Raw genomic sequence first — 24553 nt, 5'->3', positions numbered from 1 at the left:
CTGTGCGGTGAAGGCCGCATGAGCAGTCGGGACACCAGCGACCGGCCGCCGTTGATCGCTCGGGTGATTTATCGACTGTCGGTGCCGATCATTCTCGGCTGGCTGGCGATCATCGCCGTCGTCACCTTCGCAGTTCCGTCATTGGAACAAGTCGGACGGGAAAGCTCTGTATCGCTGGTTCCCAAGGATGCGCCGTCGTTTCAGGCGATGCAGCGCATGGGGCAGGTGTTCGGCGAATCCGATTCCGACAGCGTGGCGATGATCGTTCTGGAGGGTGACAAACCCCTCGGCGAGGACGCGCACCGCTATTACGACGACTTGGTTCGTCAGCTGCGGGCCGATACGAAACATGTGCAGCACGTTCAGGACTACTGGGGGGACTCACTCACCGCGTCGGGCGTCGAGAGCGCCGATGACCTGAGTGTCTACGTCCAGCTGAATCTCGCTGGTAACCAGGGGCAGGCCCTGGCCAACGAATCTGTGGAAGCGGTCCGGGACATCGTCGCGGGGACGGTCCCGCCGCCCGGGGTGAAGGCCTACGTCACGGGTCCTTCCCCGTTGATCACCGATATGAACCATGCCGGCGATACGTCGATCATGAAGATCACGCTGGTGACGCTGGTGGTGATCTGCACGATGCTCCTATTCGTGTATCGCTCGGTGATCACCGTCGTTCTCCTACTGGCCATGGTCGGAATCCAGGTGCAGGCGGCTCGGGGAGTCGTCGCATTCCTCGGCGATCACCAGGTTCTCGGGCTGTCTACATTCGCGGTGAATCTCCTGGTATCGCTCGGAATCGCGGTCGGCACCGATTACGGAATCTTCTTCATCGGGCGATATCACGAGGCGCGCCAAGCCGGAGAAGACCGAGAAACCGCGTTCTACACCACCTATCGCAGTGTGGCCAAGGTGGTGGTGGCCTCAGGTTTGACGATCGCCGGAGCCATCTACTGTCTGAGCTTCACCCGGTTGCCGTACTTCGAGACGATGGGCATTCCTTCCGCAATAGGCATGGCGGTTGCCGTCGCGGTGGCCGTCACGCTGGTTCCGTCCGTGATCGCCGTCGGCGGCCGGTTCGGGCTGTTCGAACCGAAGCGGAAGCTCATGGTCCGCCGGTGGCGGGGGGTCGGCACGGCGGTGGTCCGATGGCCGGTGCCGATTCTTGCCGGGGCGTGCGCGGTGGCGTTCGTCGGACTGCTGGCCCTGCCCGGATATCAGACCAGCTACGACGACCGGTTGTATGTGCCCCAGGACATCCCGGCCAATGTCGGATATGCGGCCGCCGAGCGTCATTTCCCCGAGTCTCGGATGACGCCCGACATCCTGATGCTCGAAGCCGACCACGATATGCGCAACCCGACAGATTTCTTGGTTCTGCACAAGCTGGCCAAGAAGATCTTCGCGGTTCCCGGGATCGCCACGGTGCAGAGCATCACCCGGCCTGAGGGCAGCCCGATCGAGCGCACGTCGATACCGTTTCAGATCAGCCTGCAGAGCGCCGGCCTCCGACAGATCGTGCCGTTCGCGAAAGATCGCATGAATGGCATGTTGAAGCAGGCGGACGACATGCAGAGAATGATCACGCAGATGGAGGGCACTCACAATCTGATGAAGTTGATCGGCTCGATCACCCACAACACGGTCGAGGTGACCGGGGAGACTGCCGAACTTACTGATGATCTGATGGCCACCGTTTCAAATTTCGACGACTTCTTCCGGCCGATTCGCAATTACCTGTATTGGGAAGGCCACTGCTACGACATTCCCATTTGCTTCGCGATCCGATCGGTGTTCGACGCGCTGGACAGCACCGACCAGCTCAGCCTTCAGATGCACAAACTTCTCGACAACTTGGTGAAAGTCGACGGGTTGCAGGCACAGCTCGTCACTCAGTTGCCGCCGATGATCGAGATCATGAAGTCAATGCGGGCCATGATGCTGACAATGCACAGCACCATGTCCGGAATGATCGCCATCATGGATGAAACGACGTCGAACGCCAGCGCGATGGGCAAGATCTACGACGGCGCCCAGAACGACGACTCGTTTTATCTGCCTCCGGAAGTGTTCGAGAACAAGGACTTCCAACGGGCGATGAGCCTGTTCTTCTCGCCCGACGGGAAGGCCGTCCGACTGATCCTCACGCACCGGGGTGATCCCGGAACTCCCGAGGGCATCTCTCGGGTTGATGCTGTGCGGACGGCAGCCGAAGAGGCGATCAAGGTGACGCCGCTGCAGAACGCTTCCATCCACGTCGCCGGAACCGCTGCGACGTACAAGGATCTGCGCGACGGGTCGAAATTCGACCTCTTGATCGCGGGTGTCGCGGCGCTGTGCCTGATCTTCGGCATCATGCTGGTCGTGACGCGGAGTTTCGTCGCCGCTCTGGTCATCGTCGGCACGGTGGCGCTTTCGCTCGGTGCGGCGTTCGGGCTTTCGGTGCTGGTCTGGCAGCACATCCTCGGCATCGAGCTGCACTGGCTCGTCTTGGCGATGTCGGTGATCGTCCTGTTGGCGGTGGGCTCCGACTACAACCTGCTGTTGGTATCGCGGATGAAAGAAGAGGTCAGCGCCGGGATCAATACGGGCATCATCCGAGCCATGGGCGGCACCGGCAAGGTGGTGACGACCGCGGGTCTGGTGTTCGCGTTCACGATGTTGTCGATGGTGGTCAGCGATCTGCGCATCATCGGTCAGGTGGGTTCGACCATCGGTTTGGGTCTGTTGTTCGACACCCTGGTGGTACGTGCATTCATGACTCCGGCGATCGCCGCGCTGCTCGGGCGGTGGTTCTGGTGGCCGCTGCGGGTCCGTCAGCGGCCCTCGAGTGCCGTTCTGGGCCCGGTCAGGGTGCCCGCTGACCCACTGGTCAAGCAGGAGGCCTGATTTCGCGCTGTGATGGAGCTGAACAAAGCATGGGTGAGATCCGCCCAGGCCGATTACAGTCGGAATGGTCGGGAGCAATGGTAGGGAGGAAGTTTGAATATGTTCCGTCTGTCGTTGACCAGACTTGCAGTCGGGCTCGGCGGCCTGGCTTTGTCGTTGACCGCCGGGGCCGGGATCGCGTCCGCGGGGCCGAATCTGGATTCGGCCATCAACACGACGTGCACATACCCGCAGTTGGTGTCGGCGCTCGATGCGCAGGATCCGCAAGTCCGGATGGCATTCGATCAATCTCCGATCCTGCAGCGTGGCTTGCGTGAGTTCATCGCTGACGCACCGGCCAAGCGGGCAAAGACCGCGCAAGATGTGGCGAATGCTCCGATGTTCCAGCCGTACCTCGGCACCATCGAACAAGCCTTCAACACCTGCAACAACTTCTGATCTGAAGTCGGCGCCGCCGTGGTCGATTCGCTCGTCCTCGGCGGGCCGGCGGGGCCCACTGTCGGTGCCCTCGGCGAGATCGGTGACCGAAAGCCAACAGATTGTGCGGCCTATAGCAATTCGCCACGATAGCAACGCATTTCCGAATACTCTGCCGTCATGAGTCAGAGCCGATACACCGCTGCGCAACGCGTCGCAGGATCTCCTTCCATCTGCTCCGCGCGTGAGCTGCCCGCAACGCCGTTCGAGGAGTCGTGCTCGTGACCCCCGCCAGTGACAGCGGTTCGACGGCTCGGCCGGTCGCATTGTTCGTGTTGGGTGTGCCTCGATCCGGAACCTCTGCGGTCACCCGGGTCCTCTCGCTCTGCGGTGCCACGCTCCCGGCGGGGCTGTCGGGCGCAGACCCGCGCAACCCGCGTGGCTACTGGGAGCCGCGCGCTTCGCTCCATCTCAACAACACGATCTTGCGCCGCTACGGCAGCGCCGTGTTCGACCCGTCACTACGCCTGCAGGAGGACGGGGGGTTCGATGCAGACCAGAAGGCTTTCTGTATCAACAAGATCGGACAGTTTCTCGCCACCCTGCCGGCAGCGCCTGTCGTACTCATCAAAGACCTGCAGATAACGCTGCTGTCCAGTTTGTGGTTCGAAGCGGCACGGCAGGCCGGCTTCGATATCGCTGTCGTGAACATGGTGCGTCCTCCGCAGGAGGTCATCGCGTCAGGTGCCGCGGACTTCCTGACATCACCGGAGCTCGGCAGTGCACTGTGGCTGAAGTTCAACTTGTTGGCCGAAAGAGATACCCGTGAGCTGCCGCGCGTGTTCGTCGAGTACGCCAATCTGCTCGAGGATTGGCGTCGGGAAGTCAAACGGATCTCATTGGCCCTCGGCATCGATCTGGACAACCGGGATGAGGACGCCATCGAGGAGTTCCTCACCCCGGATCTCCACCGCCAGCGGCATACCGGCCCGGTGACGGAAACTTTCGGGACAGACTGGATTTCTTCGGTTTACGACGCGTTGAGCGCGGCTGCACGCGACGAACCTGTAGACCAGGTCGAGCTGGATCGCGTGTATACGGCGTACCGGGCGAGCGAACAGGGCTTCCGGTCGGTGTTCGAGAACTCCGTCCGGTTGAACAAGCTCAACCGATTCATCCGGCCGTCGATCCTTAAGTTTCGCTACGAGGCCGTTGCACTGGCCAACCGGCGTCGTGGGACGTGGGCCTGACCCGTCTGCAACCGGGGACCGCTGCAGTTACGCAGCGCACTGCCGATGATGAAAGAGGCTAGTTAGTGTCGGGACGAACAAGTCGTGCACGGGAGTCTTTGAGACCGCGCCCCGTATCCGAAGAACGTGTGCAACTGGATAATCGGCTCGCGTTGGCCGACGAGGCGTCGTTGGCGGAGCATCGCGCTGCCGGCATGAAGGTGGTCATCCAGGTCACCTGGCTGTACGACCGCGCCGTCGATCTCGATGGGCTGCGGCGTTTTCACCATCATCTCGGCCAGGGTTTGTTGGGGCGTCGCATCGAGCGTCCCGCGCTGCCGGTCGCCCGGCACCGATGGGTTGTGGACCGGGGACCGTCAGATGTCGACATCGCTGAGTCGACCCGTCCGCGTGCCGATTTCAGTTCCTGGGTCGACGAGCGGTCGCAGCTTCCGGTCGATGCGGAATCGGGTCCGGGCTGGCACATCGGTGTCGTACGCCTCGACGACGGCTCGACCGCGGTCAGCCTGGTGCTCTCGCACAACCTGATCGACGGGCTCGGACTTGCGCTCGTGATAGTCGAAGGGACACTGGGCAAGACGCGCGATCTCGGCTACCCACCGCCACGGTCGCGTACTCGAATGCGCGCTCTGGTGCAAGATGCCCGACAAACCGCGCGGGACGTACCCAAGGCGGCCCGAGCCCTCGTCACGGCGGTGAAATCCGCCAGAGAGCAGGCTCGCACCAAGGAGCAGGACAACACGTCATCGGCACCGCAGTCTGCCCGGGCGGCCAAGGCAGTCGGCACCGATGAGATCGTGCTCGTGCCGGCTCTGACGGTCTACGTCGACCTCGGTGAGTGGGACGCGCGCGCGGAAGCCCTCGGCGGAGCGAGTCACACGCTGGCCGCGGCCTTTGCCGCGAAGTTCGGCGAGCACATCGGCCGCACCCGCGACAGGGACGGCGCTGTCACCCTCCAGATCCCGATCAGCGACCGCACAGAGGACGACACTCGTGCGATGGCGCTGTCGTATGCGCGCGTCACGATCGACCCGGCACCTGTCGGCACGGATCTGCGCGAGGTCCGTGCCGCCATCAAACAGACGCTGGCGACCTTGAAGGAGACCTCAGAGGAGACCAAGCAGCTCCTGTGGCTGCCGTCGTTCATGCCGAAGCGGATGCTGAAACAGATGGTCGCCAGAGTGCCCGCGGACCCGGACCAAGCGGTGTTCTGTTCTTACCTGGGCGATCTCAGCTCGTTCATCAGCGAGGCCGACGGCACCGTGGCCGAGTTCGCCAATGCGCGGACCACCGGGCAACAAGAATCGCGACAGCTCCTCGAGCGGACCGGCGGCCGATTGGTCATCCTCTCTGGACGCCTGAGTGGCAAGATCTTCATCAGCGTCGGGGCCTACCAACCCGGCGCGGAGAACACGACATTCGCCCTGCGGGAACTGGCAGAACGCACGCTGGCTGATTTTGATCTTGTCGGCGAGATCCACTGACGTACCAGCTGTGCGGTAGGTAGCCTAGACCGTTCAATCCCGAAGATCATCTGCCACACCATTGTTCGCCAACAGGTCCCAACTGGAGAGTTCATGTCGAGAGACGCGCGATGAAGCTCGTGCTGGCAAGCTACGGCACTCGCGGCGATGTGGAGCCCTGCGTCGCGGTCGGTTGTGAGCTGCAGCGCCGCGGGCATGACGTGCGTTTGGCCGTCCCGCCCGACCTGGTTGCCTTCTCCGAGGCCGCCGGGCTTGAGACGGTCCCTTACGGTCCGGACACGGCGGTATGGGCGGACGCGCACCGCGACTTCTGGGTCCGTTTCTTCGGCAACTTCTGGAAGATCCCAGAACTGATGAAACTGATGCGCGAGATGCGCGAGATCGGGGAGTCCGTCGTCCGGTTCTGGGAGGACATCACGACGACGCTGACGTCGCTGGCCGACGGGGCGGATCTACTCATCACATTCCTGAATTTCGAACCCCCAGCGGTCAACGTCGCTGAGTACTACGGCATCCCGATGGCCACGGTGCACGTCTCGCCGGTTCGGCCCAATGGTCGGATGTTGTCATTCCTGCCACCCTCATTGGGACGTTCCGCTCTGAAGGTGTACCAGTGGGCGAATTGGCGCGGGGTGAAGAAGTTCGACGACGCGCAGCGTCGTCAACTGGGTCTGCCGAAGGCCACGGGGTCCTCGCCGCGACGGATCACCGAACGCGGATCACTGGAGATACAGGCCTACGACGAGGTTTGTTTTCCCGGTCTGGCTGCCGAGTGGGCGCAATGGACTGACCAAAGGCCTTTTGTCGGTGCACTGACGATGGAGCTGACCACAGACGGCGATGACGAGATCGCTGCCTGGGTTGCCGCGGGAACACCGCCGATTTTCTTCAGCTTTGGCAGTACACCGGTCAAGTCTCCCGCCGACACGTTGACGATGATCGAGAAGGCCTGCGCGGAGCTGGGGGAGCGGGCGTTGGTGTGCGCCGGTTCGAGTGACTTCAGCCAGGTCCCCGATTCCGACCAGGTCAAAGTCGTGGACACGATGAACTTCGCGGCTGTGTTTCCAGCGTGCCGCGCATTGGTGCACCACGGCGGTATGGGCACGATGTCCGCGGGCCTGCGCGCCGGGGTACCTATGCTCGTCTACTGGACGGCGCTCGACCAGGCACTGTGGGCATCTCGCGTCGAACAGCTGAAAGTTGGTTTCGGACGGCGCATCTCGGCGGCCAGCAGTGAGCGGCTCGCCTCAGACCTACGCACGATTCTCGACCCCCAGTACGTTGCCCGCGCGCGAGAGATCGCTACCCAGATGACCACCCCGGACGACAGCGTCGCCGACACCGCGGATCACCTGGAACGGTTCGTCCGGTCAGGACGTTCTGAATGAGGTGATCATCCGAGCTTGCCGCTCAGATGATGCCCAATCCCCTTACCACCTGCAGCAATCCAATCATCACGAAGATGCCTATCATCACCTGGCGACGGTTGGCCAGCGCCCAGTCGTGGACTGGCTGAAGGACAGCTTGGGTTCGTGCCGGAGCGATCAGATGGCTGATGACGGCGACCTCGAAGACGGTGAACATCGCGACGACAAACAGGATGACGGCGATGATCTGCGTGCCCGTCGACGCCCCGGAGGACACGACGGTGGTCGCCACAAAAAGGACCAGCGGAAACCCAGGGATGAATCCTAAACCGCACACCAACGCGACCCACAGAGCGCCGCTGTCCCAGGCTCGTTGAAGTCGGCGGAACAGGCGGCGAATTGCGGAGTCGCCGCCTTCCGTCGCTTCCCCCACGCCGGCGAACGGCGACGAGATCTGGCCCGTCCCCTCGGATTCCGGCACCTCGCTCGGGGCGTTGCCGGCAGGCGTCGGCACCTGTGCTCGCCGACGTACCCAGTAACGAACTGCGATCAGCAGTGCGACCGATAACACCAGCACACCCATACCGAGTTGGATGTGTCGGGCCGCGGCGCTGGCGGCCGGTGTCTGGGGACTGAACATCGGCGCCCGGTGCAGCAATACCACCGGCACCAACAGCGCGGGAATATTCGTTGTGAGGCAGCCGATCCAGCACACGAGCAGGTTCTGTACCGGCCGTGGACGCGAGATCACGAGAAGGATGAGGGCGAGAAGCGCGGGATTGAACGCCATCAGAATCGCCATCCCGAGTAATGAGCCCCACACGGCGGGGAACATTACCTGCTAGTTAATTATTTTTTGGGCCTTTGGCAACCTGTTCGATCTTGGCCCTACGTGACCCTGGTCCGTTCCGTCCGGCGTTCCGACAGAAGTCGCGCTCTGGTACGGGCCGACGGCGCCGACGGACTGCGGTTGCGTGAGGGCGTCGGTCGAATCTTCCGTATTCTCTTCCGGATTCAGCTGCTCCGTTTTGGAACAGAACTGACAGGGGATGGGGATAATGACCGATGTCTTCGGGCAGCTCACAGGCTCGACAACTGAAAGGCTAGAGGCTCCGCGATGAAATTTGTGCTGGCTTTCTATGGGACGCGTGGTGACGTAGAGCCTGGAGTTGCGGTCGGTCGTGAACTGGTGCGGCGCGGCCACGAAGTGCGCATGGCCGTCTCGCCCGATCTGGTCGAGTTTGTGACAGCGGCTGGACCGGAGGCCATCGCCTGCGGGCCGGACGTACGGGTGTGGCAGGACCTGAACCGGGACTTCTGGGCGCGCTTCTTGCGCAAGTTCTGGAGGAACTTCTGGCGGGTCCGGGATCTGGCCGGTTTGCTGCGCGAGGAATGGCACCTGTTCGACCAGTACTGGCAAGACGTCAGTAAGACGCTGACGTCTTTGGTGGACGGGGCGGACGTGCTCTTCACCGGGGTGATCGGGGAGGAGGCTGCAGGCAACGTCGCCGAGGGTTGCGGGATTCCGTTGGCCATGCTGCATGTGTTCCCGATGCGGCCCAACGGGCAGCTCGTCCCGGGGCTACCGGCGCCGTTGGCTCGCGCAATGATGAAGGCGTCGGAGTGGCTGAGCTGGCCCATGATGAAAAGGCTGGAGGATCCCCAGCGCCGCGAACTTGGCTTGCCCAAGGCAACTGGTCCCTCGGCGTGGAGGGTGGCCGCACGCGGCTCGCTGGAGCTTCAGGCCTACGACGAGATCTACTTTCCCGGGCTGGCGCAGGAATGGGCGGAATGGGATGGGCAGCGGCCCTTCGTCGGTGCGTTGACGATGGAGTTGCCGACCGACACCGATGACGAGGTCGCTGCCTGGATCGCCGCGGGGGCACCGCCGATCTGCTTCGGTTTCGGCAGCATGCCGGTGGACTCCGGCGCCGAGACGCTGGCAATGATCAGTGCCGCCTGCGAGGAGTTGGGCGAGCGGGCATTGGTGTGCGCCGGCGCGAGTGACTTCAGCGACGTGCCCCATTCCGATCACGTCAAGGTGGTCAGCACCATGAACTATGCGGCTGCCTTTCCGGTGTGCCGTGCGGTCGTGCACCACGGCGGCGCGGGTACCACCGCCGCGGGATTGCGTGCCGGGGCTCCCACCTTGATCCTTTCGACGGACCTGGATCAGACGCTGTGGGGCGCCCGGATCAAGCGACTGAAAGTGGGTACCACTCGGCGCCTTTCGGCCACGACCCAGAAGACGTTGGTCGCGGATCTGCGTACCGTCCTCGAGCCGGAGTATTCGGCTCGCGCCCGCGAGGTCGCCACTCGCATGACCAAACCCGCCGAAAGTGTGGCGACCACCGCCGACCTGTTGGAAAAGCTCGGTCGCCTCAAGCGTGCCGGCTGATCAGCCTGACGGGGGACAGCGGCGTCGCCACGGTGAAAGCCTTTTTGTCGCTCCGCAATCGCGGTGACTTTACGACTTCTGGTCGGATCGCGAGCGCGATGACCCATGATGTCTGGGTGGAAAGCAGAACCTCCGATATTGCGAACATGCCCCGGGGTGGGCCGGACGCGTCCTGGCTGGACCGGCGACTGCAGACCGACCGACTGGAGTACCTGGATCGCGACGACGTCGATGATCTGAAGCGCAAGGTCATGGATTCGCTCGACCGTGCCGGAGGGCGGCGGCGGATCGGCATCCACGAGAAGTGCGCCCGGATGGTGCTTCGCGAGGTGGCCGACGTGCCGGCGCCGAAGATCCTCGAACTCGGTGCGGGCCTCGGCGGGTTGTCGCGCAAGCTGTTGGAGATGCATCCTTCTGCGCAGATGACGGTCACCGACATCGAGCCCACATTTGTGGCGGGCATGGCCGCCGGAGATCTCGGCAGCCACCCGCGTGCCGTCGTCCGGGAGATGGACGCCACCGAAATCGACGCGCCGGACGGCTATTACGACCTGGCGGTGTTCGCGTTGTCGTTGCATCACCTGTCCCCCGAACTCGCCGTCCAGGTGTTTGCGGCGGGCACTCGGGCGGCGAAGAAGCTGCTGATAGTCGACCTCCCCAGGCCGCCCGCTCCTTTGCACGTCGTTCTGCTGGCGGTGGTGCTACCGCTGGTCAAGGTCTCGCCGCTGCAACACGATGGATTCATCAGCTCCCTGCGCGCCTACAGCCCGGCGGCATTGCGTGCGCTGGGCCGGCACGCCGACCCGTCGATCACGGTCGAGTTCCGCACTCGACGGGGGCTGGGCCCGACGGTGGCGGTGGCCAGCCGGTCCCGGCATGGTGGCTAGCGGAGTCGATTGAACTTTCGTCATCTGTCGGGTCGTGGCCCGGCTCAGATGGTGTTCAACCCCTTGGCAATCAGCATGATGCCGGCCAATATGCACATGGCCACCAGGATCTTTCGATGGTGAGCCCACGCCCAGTCATGCAGCCGTTGCAGCACCGCTTCGGTTTTCCTGGGAGCGGCCAGATAGCTGACGAGGACGATCTCGACAACCGCCAGCATGCCGACGATGAACGCGATTGCGGCGGTGATCTGCGTGCCGACCGCAGCCCCGGAAACGACGACGATCGCGAGTAGGAACAGAGCCACGTCGGGTGGGGCCCCGGCAAATGAGAAGCCGATCACGAACGAGACCCACAGGGCTCCGCTCTCCCAGGCGTCGTGGCCGCGCCGCAGCAGGCGCCGGAAGAAGGACGTGCCGCCTTCGGGTTCTTCTTTCGCGCGGGCGAGGAGCCGCGAGACCGGCGTCGACGTGTCGGTGTCCAGGACCATGGTCGACGCGCCACCGTCCGTGGCCGGTAGTTTCGCCCGCTGACGTACCCAGAAGTGCACCGTCAGCACCGTGGCAGTCGTCAGCGCGACCGCTCCCATGCCGATCTGAATGTAACCGCCGGTCGAACTCTTGGCCCAGGATTCCGCGGTGGACTTGAACAGCGGGGTCGCGTGCAGCAGCGTCAACGGAACGATCAGCGTAGGAATGCATGCAGCCATGCAGCCGGCGCCGAACATCAGGAGGTTCTGCACGGGTCGCGGCCGCGAGATCACGAGAAGGGTGATGCCGATGCGCATGGGATCGAGTCCAACCAAAATCCCGAGCGCCAGCACCGATCCCCACACGGCCGAAACACTACCCGGTCGCTCCAGCCGCTCCGCTCTTTTCGCACTGTCGGTGTCCTGAGTGATGCTGTCCCGGCACGCCAAAGTCGGTTTGCCAGCACCAACTTGGCTCATGCGCCGTCCCTGCCGGCACTCCGGTTTCGGCCCCGTGGCAGGCTGCAGACGCTATGCTCTCGCGGTGGTGTGGAGTTCTCTGAGGATGGCCGAGTGTCCGCGATAACCAGAGATTGCCGGTTATGCGGATCGACTGGCCCCCATCCGGCGATTGAAGTTCGCGAGATGATGTTCGGCACTCGGGAACAATTTGAATATTTCTGCTGCGCTGCGTGCGATACGTTGCAGATCGACAAGGAGCTTGAGGGCGAAGACCTCATGCGTCACTATCCCTCGAACTACTACTCGCACAGCGCGTCAGCGCAACCGGGTGCCTTTCGATGGCTGGTCACCCAGCATGACGAGTACAAACTGCGCGGAGGCAATCCCATTGTCGGTGCGTTCATGAAGTCGCGGCTGACCGAAGGACTCTTCCGCGTGCTTCTCGGAGGCGACGTCGTCAGAATGCTCGCTCAATTGGCGGTGGCGCACGACGCGCGAATTCTGGACGTCGGTTGTGGCACGGGGGGACTGCTGGACCGTCTGACCAGAATCGGGTTCAACAACTTGGCCGGCGCGGACCCGTTCATCCAGGCCGATGGCGAATCTGCCGAAGGCGTGCCGCTGATGAAGGCAGATCTGTGCGATGTCGACGGCAAATACGACCTCATCATGTTCAATCATTCGCTCGAACACGTTCCTGACCCGGTCGAAACCCTCAAGGTGGCGTACGACAAGCTCGCTGCCGGAGGCATGTGCCTGGCTCGTGTGCCCACGACTTCGTCGGAAGCCTGGAGCACCTACCGGGCGGATTGGGTGCAGGCCGATGCACCGCGGCACATGGTCATCCCGTCGCGGCAGGGAATGGCAATGGCGGCCGAACGGGCTGGAATGCGGGTGGTCCGGACGTTCGATGATTCGAATTTGGGCCAGTTCCTCGGCAGTGAAGCCTATCGACGTGATGTTCCGGTTACCGACCCGAAGATACTTCGCATGTTTGGACCCAAGCAGCTGTGGGCGTGGGAAAAACGCGCACAATTGCTCAACCGGCAGGGGCGGGGCGACCAGACGGGATTCGTCCTACAGGCAATCTGAGGTATTGGGCGGCCGCGGGTCGCTGCAGCGGAAATCGTCTCTCGCACAGTCGATCTTGCGGTTCGGACCGGGGGTGGCCCGCTGCGCTATCGTTGTCGTGCCAAAGTGCGGGTCAATTTCCCCATGCGCAATCAGCAAACCGATCCGGGCAGTGCCGGCTCGAGGCTAGAGTCACTCGAACTTACTGGAATACGAGCTGGGGGCCCAATTTCACGTGACCGACCATGATGTTCGATCGCTGTACCTCGACCTGATCCGAGGCAACCTCACGAGGTACGGGATGCCGGAACGCATGCCCGCCCAGTGGACGCTGCGGCGACGGCTCTACTTCAAGACCCTCAATCGCATGATGGTTCGTGGTGGGGCGCATCGACTTGCCCGCGCCACTCCGAACGAGAATCGCAGCACCCTCGTTCAGCACAAGCGGGACCTGGGCATCGATTGGCCGGCGGAGGCCGAGACGATGATCGGAATGAAGCGTCTGACCAGTCTTCAGCAGTGCGTCGAGACGGTGCTTGCGGAGGAGGTCCCCGGCGACCTGATCGAATGCGGCGTGTGGCGGGGCGGGGCCTGCATCCTGATGCGTGCCGTACTGGCCGCGTATGGGGATCAGACACGCAGCGTCTGGGTGGCGGACTCGTTTCAGGGCCTGCCACCTGCCGACCCTGACAACTACATCGCCGACAAGGGGCTCAGGACGCAGAGCCTGGCCGGAATTCTGGGAGTGTCCGAAACTGAGGTCAGGGCGAACTTCGAGCGCTACGGACTCCTGGACGACCAGGTCCGCTTCCTGCCTGGTTGGTTCAAGGACACCCTGAAGGACGCGCCGATCGATCACATTGCGGTCCTGCGGATCGACGGCGATCTGTACGAATCCACAATCCAAGCGCTGGACGCGCTCTACCCGCGGCTGTCCCCGCAGGGCTTCTGCATCATCGACGACTATCACGATCTCGAGCCATGTCGGCAAGCCGTTACCGACTACCGCGCGGAGCACGGGATCACCGCCGAGATCGTCGACATCGACGGGACTGCTGTGCTCTGGCGCAAATAGCGAAAGGCGTTGGAGGGACGTGAAAGGCCAGAATCTGCAATGAAGATTGTGCTGGCAAGCTACGGAACCCGCGGTGACATCGAGCCGTGTGTCGCCGTGGGCCGCGAGCTGCTACGGCGCGGGCACGACGTGCACATGGCTGTCCCGCCCGACCTCGTCGGCTTTGCCGAGGCGGCCGGGCCGACAGCGATCCCGTACGGGCCGGATCTGCAGGCAGTGCTGGATGCGCACCGCGACTTCTGGACCCACTTCTTCCGGAACTTCTGGAAGGTCCGCGAGATGATCAGGTTGCGACGGGAGGTTGTGGCGCCGTTCCACCAGTGCTGGAAGGACATCATCGCCACGTTGACGTCACTCGCCGAAGATGCCGACCTGCTGTTCACCGGGGTGAATTTCGAGGACGCCGCGGGCAATGTCGCTGAGTACTACGACATTCCATTGGCCACGCTGCACCTGTTCCCGCTTCGCGCCAATGGCCAGTTCGTACCGTTCCTGCCTGGGCGGCTGGGCCGAACGGCGATGCGGGTGTCCGAATGGCTTGCGTGGCGCAATGCCAGGAAGGTCGAGGGCATACAGCGAGGCGAATTGGCGTTGCCCAAGGCCACGTCCCCCTCGCCGTGGCGGCTCACCGAACGCGGGTGCCTGGAGATCCAAGGTTATGACGAAGCCTGCTTTCCCGGGTTGGCCGACGAATGGGCGCAATGGTCCGGCCAACGGCCCTTCGTCGGTGCCTTGACGATGAATCTGCCCGGGGATTCCGATGACGAGGTCGCCAGCTGGATCGCGGCGGGCCCACCACCGATTTTCTTCGGCTTCGGCAGCTTGCCGATGGAATCCGGCGCGAAAACACTCGCGATGATCAGCTCGGCCTGCGCCCAGCTCGGCGAACGGGCGCTGGTGTGTGCGGCCGGAACCGACCTGAGCCAGGTTCCTCGGTCCGAGCACGTCAAGATCGTCGGCACGATGAACTTCGCGACGGCTTTTCCCGGTTGCCGCGCGGTTGTGCACCATGGGGGATTGGGCACCACCGCCGCCGGGCTGCGCGCGGGAGTTCCCACCTTGATCCTGTCGACCGATCTCGACCAGACGCTATGGGGGCGCCGGGTCAAGGTGCTGAAAGTGGGCACCGCCCGGCGCTTTTCGAGCACGACGGAGAAGAGCCTGGTTGCCGACCTGCGCACGATCCTCGAGCCGCAGTATGCCGCCCGAGCGCGCGAGGTCGCCACCCAGATGACCCAACCCGCCGAAAGTATCGCGACCGCGGCAGATCTCGTGGAGAAACTTGCCGGGGCCGGTCGGCTGTGACACTGCTCTGATCAGCCTGGTCCCGCGTCTTAGTCCGGCACGTCGCGCGAGCCGTGAGCGCTGGCGGGGCAGCGTTGTGGCATTGCGGCCCGCGACGGGGGCTCGGCATCCCGGATCGCGCGGACATGGATCACGCCGCCACGATGCGGAACGAACGTGACGTGCTTCGCCCGTGCCTTTTCGTCAGCTGCCGTGGTGGTGCTCAATTCGACCCGGCGCAGGATCTCACGGAGAACGAGCCGTATCTCGACCATGGCGAAGGTCGCACCGAGGCAGCGGCGGTTTCCGCCACCGAAAGGGAGCCAGGTGGTGGGGCTGAGGGAGGCGTCGAGCATTCGATCCGGGTCGAATCGATCCGGATCGGGGTACACCTCGGCGCTCGCGTGCACCAGCCCGATGGCCGGGTCGACCATGATGCCGGCCGGCAACCGATAGCCGCCGATCTCGGTCGGCTCCTTGAGGACGCGGCCCGAGCTGAACAGCACCGGACGGATCCGCAGCGCCTCCTTGACCACGGCGTCGAGGTACTCGTCGCCGGTCGCGTCGCCTGCTGCGCTGGCATCGGCGGCCCGCACCGCCTTGGCCAGTGCCTCCGGGTGGCGGGTCAGCCGCTCCAACGCCCAGGACAGTGCCGTCGCGGTGGTCTCGTGGCCGGCTGCGATCGCGGTCAGGAGCTGGTCGCGCAGTTCGCTGTCGGACATGGTGCGACCGTCGTCGTCGGTGGCGCGGACCAGCATGGCCAGCACGTCAGTACGTTCGGCGAGGTCGGGGTCGGCACGCCGGTCAGCGATCTCGGCGTAGAGCAGGGCGTCGGCTTCCTCGAATCGCCGGCCGACGCCTCGCCACGGGCGATGACGCCGCAGGCTCGGCTTCGTAATCGCCGGTGTTTCCCACGGTTTCATGTAGAGCAACCGCGGCACCACCCGACGCAGCGCGGCCAGTCGCGCGGGGTCGCTGGCGCCGATGACTGTCCGCAAGATCACTTCGAGCGTGATCTCCGTCGTCATGGGTGCCACCGGGAAGCTCTTCCCGACCGGCCACCCGGCGACGTTCTCCGCGGCGATCTCGACCATCTGAGCAGCCTGCTGCGCGACGGCGTCGCGATGAAATGCCGGCATAGTCAGCCGGCGCAGGGAGTGGTGCGCGTCCTCGTCGAGCACAAACAGCGAGCTCTCACCGAGGAGTCCGCGGAAGAACCAATGTGCTTCGCCGGAATGAAAGACCCGAGGGTCGCCGGCGTACACCGTCTTGATGTCGGCAGGATCCGCGAGGTAAACGACCGTGCCCGACAACGGAATACGCAGCCTGAACATGTTCCCGTAACGGCGCTGGCACGCGCGCAGGAAGCGTAGACCGAAGCTTGCCATCAACGTGGACTGCACCACCATGGGAAGTGGAGGGCCGGGCGGCAGTTCGGTTTTCGCGGCAGACACTTTGCGTGATCCCTAGCTACTAGACGGTACGGGTGCGGACAGGCCGACGGCCTCGGATCGCAACCGACGCGGGTGGCCGGTCGTGGGGAGCGCTCGCGCGATCCGAGGTCGCAGATCCGGGCTCTACGGTATTTCCCAACCGTACGAGTCTTGGCATGGGTACGGGGCGCTTTCGGTCGGAGACATCACCTGCTGCGGGTGACCCTGGCGAGTGGCGGGCACGTTTGCCTTCAACCCGGTTCCGGTTACGACCATTAGTTCCGGTTCGCCGGGCGAAATGCTGTGCTGGTGCTCAGCAGATTTCTATGAGTTGCATTTGTCTTGCTGAAGGCTCGTAGAGGTCGGCCTGGTGCTGCGATGTGGGCTGCCCGGCGGGGAAGGTCTGCCGCACAGCTAACAATTGCCCTACGAGGAGGACGAACGTAATCAGCAGTGGTGGCTGCGTACGTATCGCGATTGCGCGTCGCGATCCAAGTGTTAGTGGCTAATTCGCTATGTTAACGGGGGCTGCGACAGGGGGAACGCCACCGCGCATCGGCTGACGGACAGTGGGCAGCAAATATTGACGATTTCTCTAAAACTGCCTGCCGACCCGGCTGTTTGGGTTAGGTTTAGAACGTGTTCCATTTAACTCGCCCAGATGGTCTGGAGAACTGGTGAGCATCAATCCATTCGACGACGACAACGGCAGTTTTTTCGTCTTGATCAACGACGAGGAGCAACACAGCCTGTGGCCGGCCTTCGCAGATGTTCCGGCGGGCTGGCGGGTGGTCTACGGCGAGGCGGATCGCGCCTCCTGCCTGGAGTACATCGAGCAACATTGGCCTGACATCCGGCCGAAGAGTCTCCGTGAGAGGTTGGCACAGGGTCGGACTGTTGATCAGTAAGCCGTCGGCTGGAAATACTCGAAGTGATCACGGGGCACTTCCGCTCACGCGGGGCCAGCTGGATATTTGGCTTGCCGAGGAGTCCGGGCGCGCCGGTGTCAAGTGGCAGCTGGGAATGCTTGCCCGCCTCGACGGCGTCATCGAACATGACGTGCTCGAACGGGCCATTCGTCATGTGGTCGGCCAGGCCGAACCCCTCAGAGCCGTATTTTCGGAGGTAGACGGCCAGGTTTTCCAGACCGTCGTCGACTATCCGGACATCGAACTCGGCCGCTATGACTTGACGGACTCGGCCGATCCGGTGCAGGACGCCTATCGGGTGGTCGCAGCGATCCGCCGGACGCCGATGCCGCTCGACGGTCCGCTGTTCAAGTTCGCGTTGATGCAGACGCGGGCCGACGAGTTCTACTTTTTTGTGTGCTGCCACCACATCGCGATCGACGGCATCGGCATGGGTCTCGTCATTCACCAGATTGCCGCTGCCTATACAGCAATCGATGCCGGCGAGCCGATACCGCCCACGATCTTCGGGCCGCTGAAGACCATCATCGATTGCGAGTCCGAATACGAGGCTACCGACGATTACCTCGTTGATCAGGCCTATTGGTCCAAAAATGTACCGCCTGAGTCCGAGTCTCGCCCTGGACCGGCCGCCGGAGTCGCAAACCCCGTCGATGAATACGAACCTTCTGCGCCAATCCGATTGGATCGCTTCGCCGTCGACAGGGCGCGCGAGCTCTCGAAATCTCTCGGGGTACGTCGAGCATCGGTAGTCGCCGCGGCGTACGCGCTGCTCGTACATGGCGAGGCCGGGGGATCCGAGGTCGTCCTCGACTTTCCGGTGAGTCGACGGGTGAATCCCGAAGTACTGCTGATGCCCGGGATGGTTTCCGGAGTCGTGCCATTGGTCCTGACAACGTCACCGCAGACCACGGTGGCCGAGTTCTGCCGGCATGTGGATACGCGCATCCAGGAAGCGATGCGTCATCAGCGTTTTCCGCTCCGCGCGATCGAGAACAAGGCGCGATTCCAGGGGACCGGGCAACCGTCCACCCGGGCCGCGATCAATTTCATCCCGACCATCCCCGTGGCCTATTTCGGGAGCACTTTCGGGACAGGGACGGTGACCCACACCGGGCTGGTGGATCAGTTCGGTCTGGTGTTCCTCCAGGAGGGTGAAGATCTCCTTGTCAGCATGACGGGCGTCGGACAGCTCTTCGCCGGCTGCGACGCAGGCGATTTGGCGGACCGTTTCCAACGGGTGCTGATGTCGATGACGGCCGACCCGGGACAGTCGATTTCCACTGTCGACGTCCGGGATGAGCTCACCGAGTTGGACGGGTGGGGTAATCGGGCGGCGCTCGAGGTGCCGGTTGCGGCGGCTGTGTCATCGGCGGCAATTCCGGAGCTGTTCGCCGCGCAGGTGGCCCGCGATCCGGCGGCGGTAGCGGTCAGTTACGGCGATAGTTCGATGTCGTACCGCGGGCTGGATGCGGCTGCGAATCGGTTGGCGCACTTGCTTGTCGAGCGCGGTGTCGGTCCGGGGCAGCGGGTTGCGCTGCTGTTTCCGCGGTCGGTTGAGGCGATCGTGGCGATGCTGGGTGTGCTCAAGACCGGTGCGGCATATGTGCCGATCGATCCGTCGGTGCCCGATACCCGGCTGCAGTTCGTGCTGGCCGATGCCGGCCCGGTTGTCGCCGTGACCACCGCCGATCTGTTGGATCGGCTCGGTGGGCGTGGGTTGGCGGTGATCGATGTCCACGACCGTTCGGTGTACGGCCAACCGAGTACTCCGCTGCCGGTGCTGCCGTCACCGGACGATGTCGCCTATCTGATCTACACCTCGGGCACTACGGGTGTGCCCAAGGGTGTGGCGATTCCGCACCGGAACGTGACGCGGTTGTTGGATGCGATCGATCGTGATGTGGCGTTGTCGCCGGGTCAGGTGTGGACGCAGTGCCATTCGTTGGCGTTCGACTTCTCGGTGTGGGAGATCTTCGGTGCGCTGCTGCATGGTGCGCGGCTCGTCGTCGTATCCGAATCGGTGACCCGCTCACCTGAAGAGTTCCACGCCCTACTCGTCGACGAGCACGTCACCGTGCTGAGCCAGACTCCGTCGGCGTTCTATGCGTTGGCTGCCGTGGACACGGCACAGCCGGAAAACCCGCTGGCCCTCGAGGTGGTGGTGTTCGGTGGAGAAGCTCTCGAACCGCCCCGCCTGAGGTCATGGTTGGCCGAACATCCTCGGCTGCCCCGGTTGATCAACATGTACGGGATCACCGAGACGACGGTGCATGCCTCGTTCCGTGAGATCACCTCCGCGGATGCCGAAGGCGATGTGAGTCCGATCGGTGTGCCACTGGCTGATCTGGCGTTTTTCGTGCTCGACGACTGGTTGCGTCCGGTGGCTGCCGGTGTGGTGGGCGAGTTGTACGTGGCCGGTGCGGGTTTGGGTTATGGCTATGTGGGCCGGGCTCCGTTGAGCTCGACACGATTTGTGGCCTGCCCTTTCGGCACGCCGGGCGCGCGGATGTATCGCACCGGGGATCTCGTCTGCTGGAGCGCTGACGGGGAGCTCCAGTATCTGGGGCGTGCCGATGAGCAGGTCAAGATTCGTGGCTACCGGATCGAGCTCGGTGAGATCCAGGCCGCATTAACGGCTTTGGACGGTGTCGAGCAGGCCGTGGTGATCGCCCGGGAGGACCGTCCCGGCGACAAGCGGCTGGTCGGTTACCTGATCGGGACCGCCGATCCGTCCGTGGCACGGGCGGCCCTGTCCGAGCGGCTGCCGTCCTACATGGTGCCCACGGCCGTGGTTGCCTTGGATGCGTTCCCGTTGACCGTCAACGGCAAGCTCGACCGAAAAGCACTGCCCGCACCCGAATATCACGACGTCGATGACTATCGGGCCCCGTCGACTCCCACCGAGGAGATCCTCGTCGGCATCTACGCCCAGATCCTCGGACTGGACCGGGTCGGAGTCGATGCATCGTTCTTCGAGTTGGGTGGGGACAGCATCTTGTCGATGCAGGTGGCGTCCCGAGCCCGCGCGGCGGGCCTGGTGTGCCGCCCCCGGGACATCTTCGTCCAGCAGACCGTCGCCCGCCTCGCTCAGGTGGTCGGGACGACCGGTATCGCGGACGGGCCCGCCGACGACGGACTGGGTCCGGTGACAGCGACCCCGATCATGCGGTGGTTGAAGGACCTGGAAACCGCCGACGGCCCGATCGACCAGTTCAATCAGACGGTGGTGCTGCAGGCGCCCGCCGAAACCACCGAGTCCGATCTCGTAATCCTGTTGCAGGCCTTGATCGATCGACACGGCATGCTCCGACTGCATGCCGAGGACGATGGCGCGGGCGGATGGTCGTTGACGGTTCCCGACCTGGGTTCGGTTGACGCCGCCGCCTGCCTGCACGCAGTGGATGTGCTGTCCGATGAGGCACTGGTGGCGGCACGGTCGCGGTTGAACCCGGCGGCCGGGACGATGCTCAGCGCGCTGTGGGTGACTTCGGCGCACCAACTGGTGCTGATCGTTCACCATCTGTCGGTTGACGGGGTGTCGTGGCGAATCGTCTTGGAGGATCTCAACATCGCCTGGGCCCAGCTTCGCAGCGGGCAGTCTCTGGCACTGCCGGATACCGGCATGTCCTTCGGTCGCTGGGCGGATCTGCTGACTCACGCTGCGCGGCACCCGCACGTGGGGGAGCTGGCGCAGCAGTGGCGGCAGATCGCCGCCACACCGGCGACGTTGCCCGAGCCGCAACCCGAGGTCGACACCTACGCGACCGCCGGACAGCTGTCGATGGTGCTGGACGCCGAGACCACCCAGATGCTGCTCGGCGAAGCGCCTGCCGCGTTTCACGCTGGGGTGCAGGACATCCTGTTGATCGCCTTCGGGTTGGCGGTGGCCGAATTCACGCGCGCAGGCGGCGCGCCGATCGCCATTGACGTCGAGGGTCATGGTCGCCACGAGGAGATGGCAGACCTGGGTGGGGTTCCCGCGCGTGATATCGATCTGTCCCGCACCGTCGGATGGTTCACCACCAAATACCCGGTGGCGTTGAACTTCGATCGCGGTGGTGGCCTGTCGTGGGCCCAGGTGGTCGCAGGTGACGTGGCGCTCGGCGCCATGCTCAAAGATGCCAAGGAGCAGCTTCGGGCCCAGCCCGACGGCCTGACTTACGGCCTGCTGCGTTACCAGAATCCGGACGTGGACCTGGCCGGACCTGACCCGGTCATCGCATTCAACTATCTGGGCCGCCTGGGTACGGCGCAGGACGATACGTCCGCTGATGTCTGGCGGATCTGCCCTGACGGCTTCTCGTCGGCGAGCATCGCAGCGGCGGTGCCCACCTCACTCGGGCATACCGTCGAACTCAACGCGGCCACCGTCGACACCGACACCGGCGTGCACTTGAATGCCGACTGGACGTGGGCGCTCTCGGCGCTCGACGACGAGCTGGTCAACCGATTGGGTCAGTTGTGGTTCGAGGCCCTGACCGGCATCTGCAAGCATGTGAGACGCGGTGGCGGTGGATTGACTCCGTCCGACATCGCCCCCGCCGAGCTGAGCCAGCAGCAGATCGACGAGCTGAGTCGGCAGTACCGCATCGCCGACGTGTTGCCGCTGACACCGCTGCAGCAGGGGCTGCTCTACCACGCCGGCACCGCACTGGACTCTGACGACGTCTACGCCATGCAGCTCGACATCGCGTTGAGCGGACCGATCGACCAGAATCGGCTTCGCGATGCGGTGCAGACGGTCGCGGCACGGCATCCCCACCTGGCGGCCCGGTTCTGCGAACAGTTCGACCAGCCGGTGCAGGTCATTCTCGTCGATCCCGTGGTGCCGTGGCGGTCTGTCGAATTGAATGCCGACGCCCTCGACGTCGACGACCAGATCCAGGCGGTCTGTGCCGCCGAACGTGCCGCGGTGTGCGACCTCCACAACCAGCCGCCGTTCCGGGCCGCCCTCGTCCGCGTCGCAGATGGCCGGTACCGGTTCGTACTGACCACTCACCACATCGTGCTCGACGGCTGGTCGATGCCGATCCTGCTGCAGGAGATCTTCGCAAGCTTCGGTGGGCACCGACTGCCTGCCGCCGCGCCGTACCGCCGGTTCGTCACCTGGCTCGGCGAACGGGATCGCGCCGGCGCCCACGAGGCGTGGCAGGAAAGGTTGAGCGGCTTCGACACTCCCACGCTCGTCGGACCTGGGGCCCGGGAAGGGCTGGGGCAACGCGGTATTGAGTCATTCCGGCTGCCTCTCGAGATCACCCGGGCACTCGGCGACCTCGCCCGCTCGCATCACACCACTGCCAACGTGGTGTTGCAGGGCGCTTGGGCACTGCTGCTCAACTCACTGACCGGTCAGCCTGACGTCGCATTCGGCACGACGGTCTCGGGGCGTCCGGACGAGGTCGCGGGCGCGGATTCGATGGTGGGTCTGCTCATCAATACGGTGCCGGTGCGGGCCACCTTCACACCGGACACCACCACCGCGGACCTCCTGCATCAGCTGCAGAGTGCCCACAACGACACGCTCGAGCATCAGCACCTGGCGCTGAGCGACATTCACCGCATCACCGGACAGGACCAACTGTTCGACACCCTCCTCGTTTTCGAAAACTATCCGATCGATACCGCCGCGCCGCTGGGTGTCGACGGCCTGACCATCACCGAGTTCGATTTCCGCGAGTCCAACCACTACCCGCTGGCGGTGCAGGCGCTGCCCGGCCGCGAGACCGGACCACGCGTCGACCGCGAGATGCAGCTACGCGTCGAATACGACACCGATGTCTTCGACCTCGGCACCATCGAGGCCCTGATCGATCGGTTGAAGACGATTCTGGCGTCGATGGCCGTGGATCCGGACCGGCCGTTGTCGTCGGTCGATCTGCTGGATGCGGGCACGCACGCCTGCCTGGACGAGTGGAGCAACCTGGCGGTATTGGCTAAACCAACTACAGCGCAGTCACTTCCGGCGTTGTTCGCCGAGCAGGTCGCGCGCACGCCCGACGCCGTGGCGGTGACCTTCGACGGCCGGTCGATGACCTACCGGGAACTCGATGTCGCAGCCAACCGGCTTGCGCACCTGTTGGCCGGTCACGGCGCCGGCCCGGGTGAGGTTGTGGCGCTGCTGTTCTCCCGGTCTGCCGAGGCGATCGTGGCGATTCTGGCGGTGCTGAAGACCGGTGCGGCCTATGTCCCGGTGGACCCGGCACTTCCGTTGGCGCGTATCGAGTTCATGGTGGCCGACGCCGCGCCCATCGTTGCGGTCACCACGGCCGACCGGCGGTCGCGTCTGGACGGGTGCGACCTTCCAGTCATCGACGTCGACGACGCGGCTGTGGACGACCTCCCAGCCAACGCGCCCGCGGGACCTGGACCCGACGACATCGCTTACATCATCTACACCTCGGGCACCACCGGTGTCCCGAAAGGTGTTGCCATCCCGCATCGCAATGTGCCCGGTCTGTTCGGCTCACTGGACACCAACGTGTCGTCGGGGCCGGGGCAGGTGTGGACGCAGTGGCATTCGTACAGCTTCGACGTCTCGGTGTGGGAGATCTTCGGCGCTTTGCTGCACGGCGCACGTCTGCTGGTGGTGCCCGAACAGGTCGCCGAATCACCCGACGCTTTCCATGAGCTGCTTGTCGCCGAACGCGTCACCGTGCTGAGTCAGACGCCCTCGGCGGCGGGGATGATCTCGCCGCAAGGCCTGGAATCGGCTGCATTGGTGGTGGCCGGCGAGGCCTGCCCGCCTGAATTGGTCGACCGCTGGGCGCCCGGACACGTGATGATCAACGCCTACGGTCCCACCGAGGCCACGGTGTACGCGTCGATCAGCGCACCGCTCGCCCCGGGGCCCGTTGTGCCCATCGGCAAGCCGGTGGCCGGAGGAGCGTTGTTCATCCTGGACGCCTGGCTGCGTCCGGTGCCGCCCGGGGTGGTCGGCGAGCTGTACATCGCCGGTCGCGGTGTGGGCGTGGGTTATTGGCGCCGGGCAGGTTTGACCTCGTCGCGGTTTGTGGCATGCCCGTTCGGTTCGGGACAACGGATGTATCGCACCGGCGATCTGGTGCGGTGGGGTGACGACGGCCAGGTGCAGTACCTTGGGCGCGCCGACGAGCAGGTCAAGATCCGCGGGTACCGCATCGA

At 64.1% G+C, this 24553-nt stretch carries 15 protein-coding genes (1 of these 15 running past the window's edge); 12 read left to right on the top strand and 3 right to left on the bottom strand.

Annotation, left to right across the window (positions count from 1 at the left end):
* Positions 1-18: 18 nt before the first annotated feature.
* From AB0876_RS11455 to AB0876_RS11435, 5 genes are all read left to right on the top strand, one after another.
* Entirely contained in the window at positions 19-2886 is a 2868-nt protein-coding gene (locus tag AB0876_RS11455) for an MMPL/RND family transporter (protein ID WP_526042024.1), read from the top strand.
* Between the two features lie 99 nt (positions 2887-2985).
* Positions 2986-3324 carry a hemophore-related protein gene (locus AB0876_RS11450; RefSeq protein ID WP_064887245.1) on the top strand — a complete coding sequence of 113 codons (339 nt, stop codon included), beginning with the start codon at positions 2986-2988 and terminating at the stop codon, positions 3322-3324.
* Between the two features lie 260 nt (positions 3325-3584).
* Positions 3585-4553 (top strand): sulfotransferase family protein, encoded by a 969-nt coding sequence (locus tag AB0876_RS11445; protein WP_491839196.1) that lies wholly within the window; start codon positions 3585-3587, stop codon positions 4551-4553.
* Positions 4554-4618: 65 nt separating this feature from the next.
* The gene (locus AB0876_RS11440) at positions 4619-6037 is read left to right on the top strand and encodes a hypothetical protein (RefSeq protein WP_526042023.1); all 1419 of its coding nucleotides are present in this window, start codon (positions 4619-4621) and stop codon (positions 6035-6037) included.
* A gap of 110 nt (positions 6038-6147) precedes the next feature.
* On the top strand, positions 6148-7425 hold the full coding sequence (locus tag AB0876_RS11435) for a glycosyltransferase (RefSeq protein WP_491839198.1): 1278 nt from the start codon (positions 6148-6150) through the stop codon (positions 7423-7425).
* 22 nt (positions 7426-7447) lie between these two features.
* On the opposite strand, the gene AB0876_RS11430 is transcribed toward AB0876_RS11435, so the two are convergent.
* Positions 7448-8206: a GAP family protein gene (locus tag AB0876_RS11430; protein ID WP_526042022.1), complete on the bottom strand. Its 759-nt coding sequence runs from the start codon at positions 8204-8206 to the stop codon at positions 7448-7450.
* 315 nt (positions 8207-8521) lie between these two features.
* On the opposite strand from AB0876_RS11430, the gene AB0876_RS11425 reads away from it, so the two are divergent.
* Positions 8522-9802, top strand: coding sequence for a glycosyltransferase (locus AB0876_RS11425; protein ID WP_491839200.1), 1281 nt, complete (start codon positions 8522-8524; stop codon positions 9800-9802).
* A gap of 98 nt (positions 9803-9900) precedes the next feature.
* Complete coding sequence (locus AB0876_RS11420; protein WP_491839201.1) at positions 9901-10689, top strand: class I SAM-dependent methyltransferase; 789 nt, start codon at positions 9901-9903, stop codon at positions 10687-10689.
* A 44-nt stretch (positions 10690-10733) separates the two neighbouring features.
* Here the strand turns inward: AB0876_RS11420 and AB0876_RS11415 are convergent, their stop codons facing one another.
* On the bottom strand, positions 10734-11636 hold the full coding sequence (locus AB0876_RS11415) for a GAP family protein (protein WP_491839202.1): 903 nt from the start codon (positions 11634-11636) through the stop codon (positions 10734-10736).
* 165 nt (positions 11637-11801) lie between these two features.
* On the opposite strand from AB0876_RS11415, the gene AB0876_RS11410 reads away from it, so the two are divergent.
* The 3 genes from AB0876_RS11410 (at position 11802) to AB0876_RS11400 (ending at position 15069) form a co-directional block, all read left to right on the top strand.
* Complete coding sequence (locus AB0876_RS11410; protein ID WP_491839203.1) at positions 11802-12710, top strand: class I SAM-dependent methyltransferase; 909 nt, start codon at positions 11802-11804, stop codon at positions 12708-12710.
* Positions 12711-12924: 214 nt separating this feature from the next.
* Positions 12925-13764, top strand: coding sequence for a TylF/MycF/NovP-related O-methyltransferase (locus tag AB0876_RS11405; RefSeq protein WP_491839204.1), 840 nt, complete (start codon positions 12925-12927; stop codon positions 13762-13764).
* Between the two features lie 39 nt (positions 13765-13803).
* The gene (locus AB0876_RS11400; RefSeq protein WP_526042021.1) at positions 13804-15069 is read left to right on the top strand and encodes a glycosyltransferase; all 1266 of its coding nucleotides are present in this window, start codon (positions 13804-13806) and stop codon (positions 15067-15069) included.
* 29 nt (positions 15070-15098) lie between these two features.
* Here AB0876_RS11400 and AB0876_RS11395 read toward each other — a convergent pair whose 3' ends face one another.
* Positions 15099-16502: a cytochrome P450 gene (locus AB0876_RS11395; RefSeq protein ID WP_526042020.1), complete on the bottom strand. Its 1404-nt coding sequence runs from the start codon at positions 16500-16502 to the stop codon at positions 15099-15101.
* 656 nt (positions 16503-17158) lie between these two features.
* Here AB0876_RS11395 and AB0876_RS11390 point away from each other — a divergent pair.
* Positions 17159-17389 (top strand): MbtH family protein, encoded by a 231-nt coding sequence (locus AB0876_RS11390; RefSeq protein WP_055113977.1) that lies wholly within the window; start codon positions 17159-17161, stop codon positions 17387-17389.
* Positions 17352-24553, top strand: the 5' portion of a protein-coding gene (locus AB0876_RS11385) for a non-ribosomal peptide synthase/polyketide synthase (RefSeq protein ID WP_526042019.1). Its footprint extends 17266 nt past the window's final position; only the first 7202 of its 24468 coding nucleotides appear in the window; its start codon is at positions 17352-17354; its stop codon lies off the right edge, out of view. Before AB0876_RS11390 ends, AB0876_RS11385 begins: the two co-directional genes overlap by 38 nt.

It is taken from the genome of Mycobacterium sp. NPDC049093 (assembly GCF_040704635.1).
Lineage (GTDB): Bacteria > Actinomycetota > Actinomycetes > Mycobacteriales > Mycobacteriaceae > Mycobacterium.
Note: the sequence above shows the minus strand (reverse complement) of the source record. Positions and strands in the feature narration are given on the sequence as shown.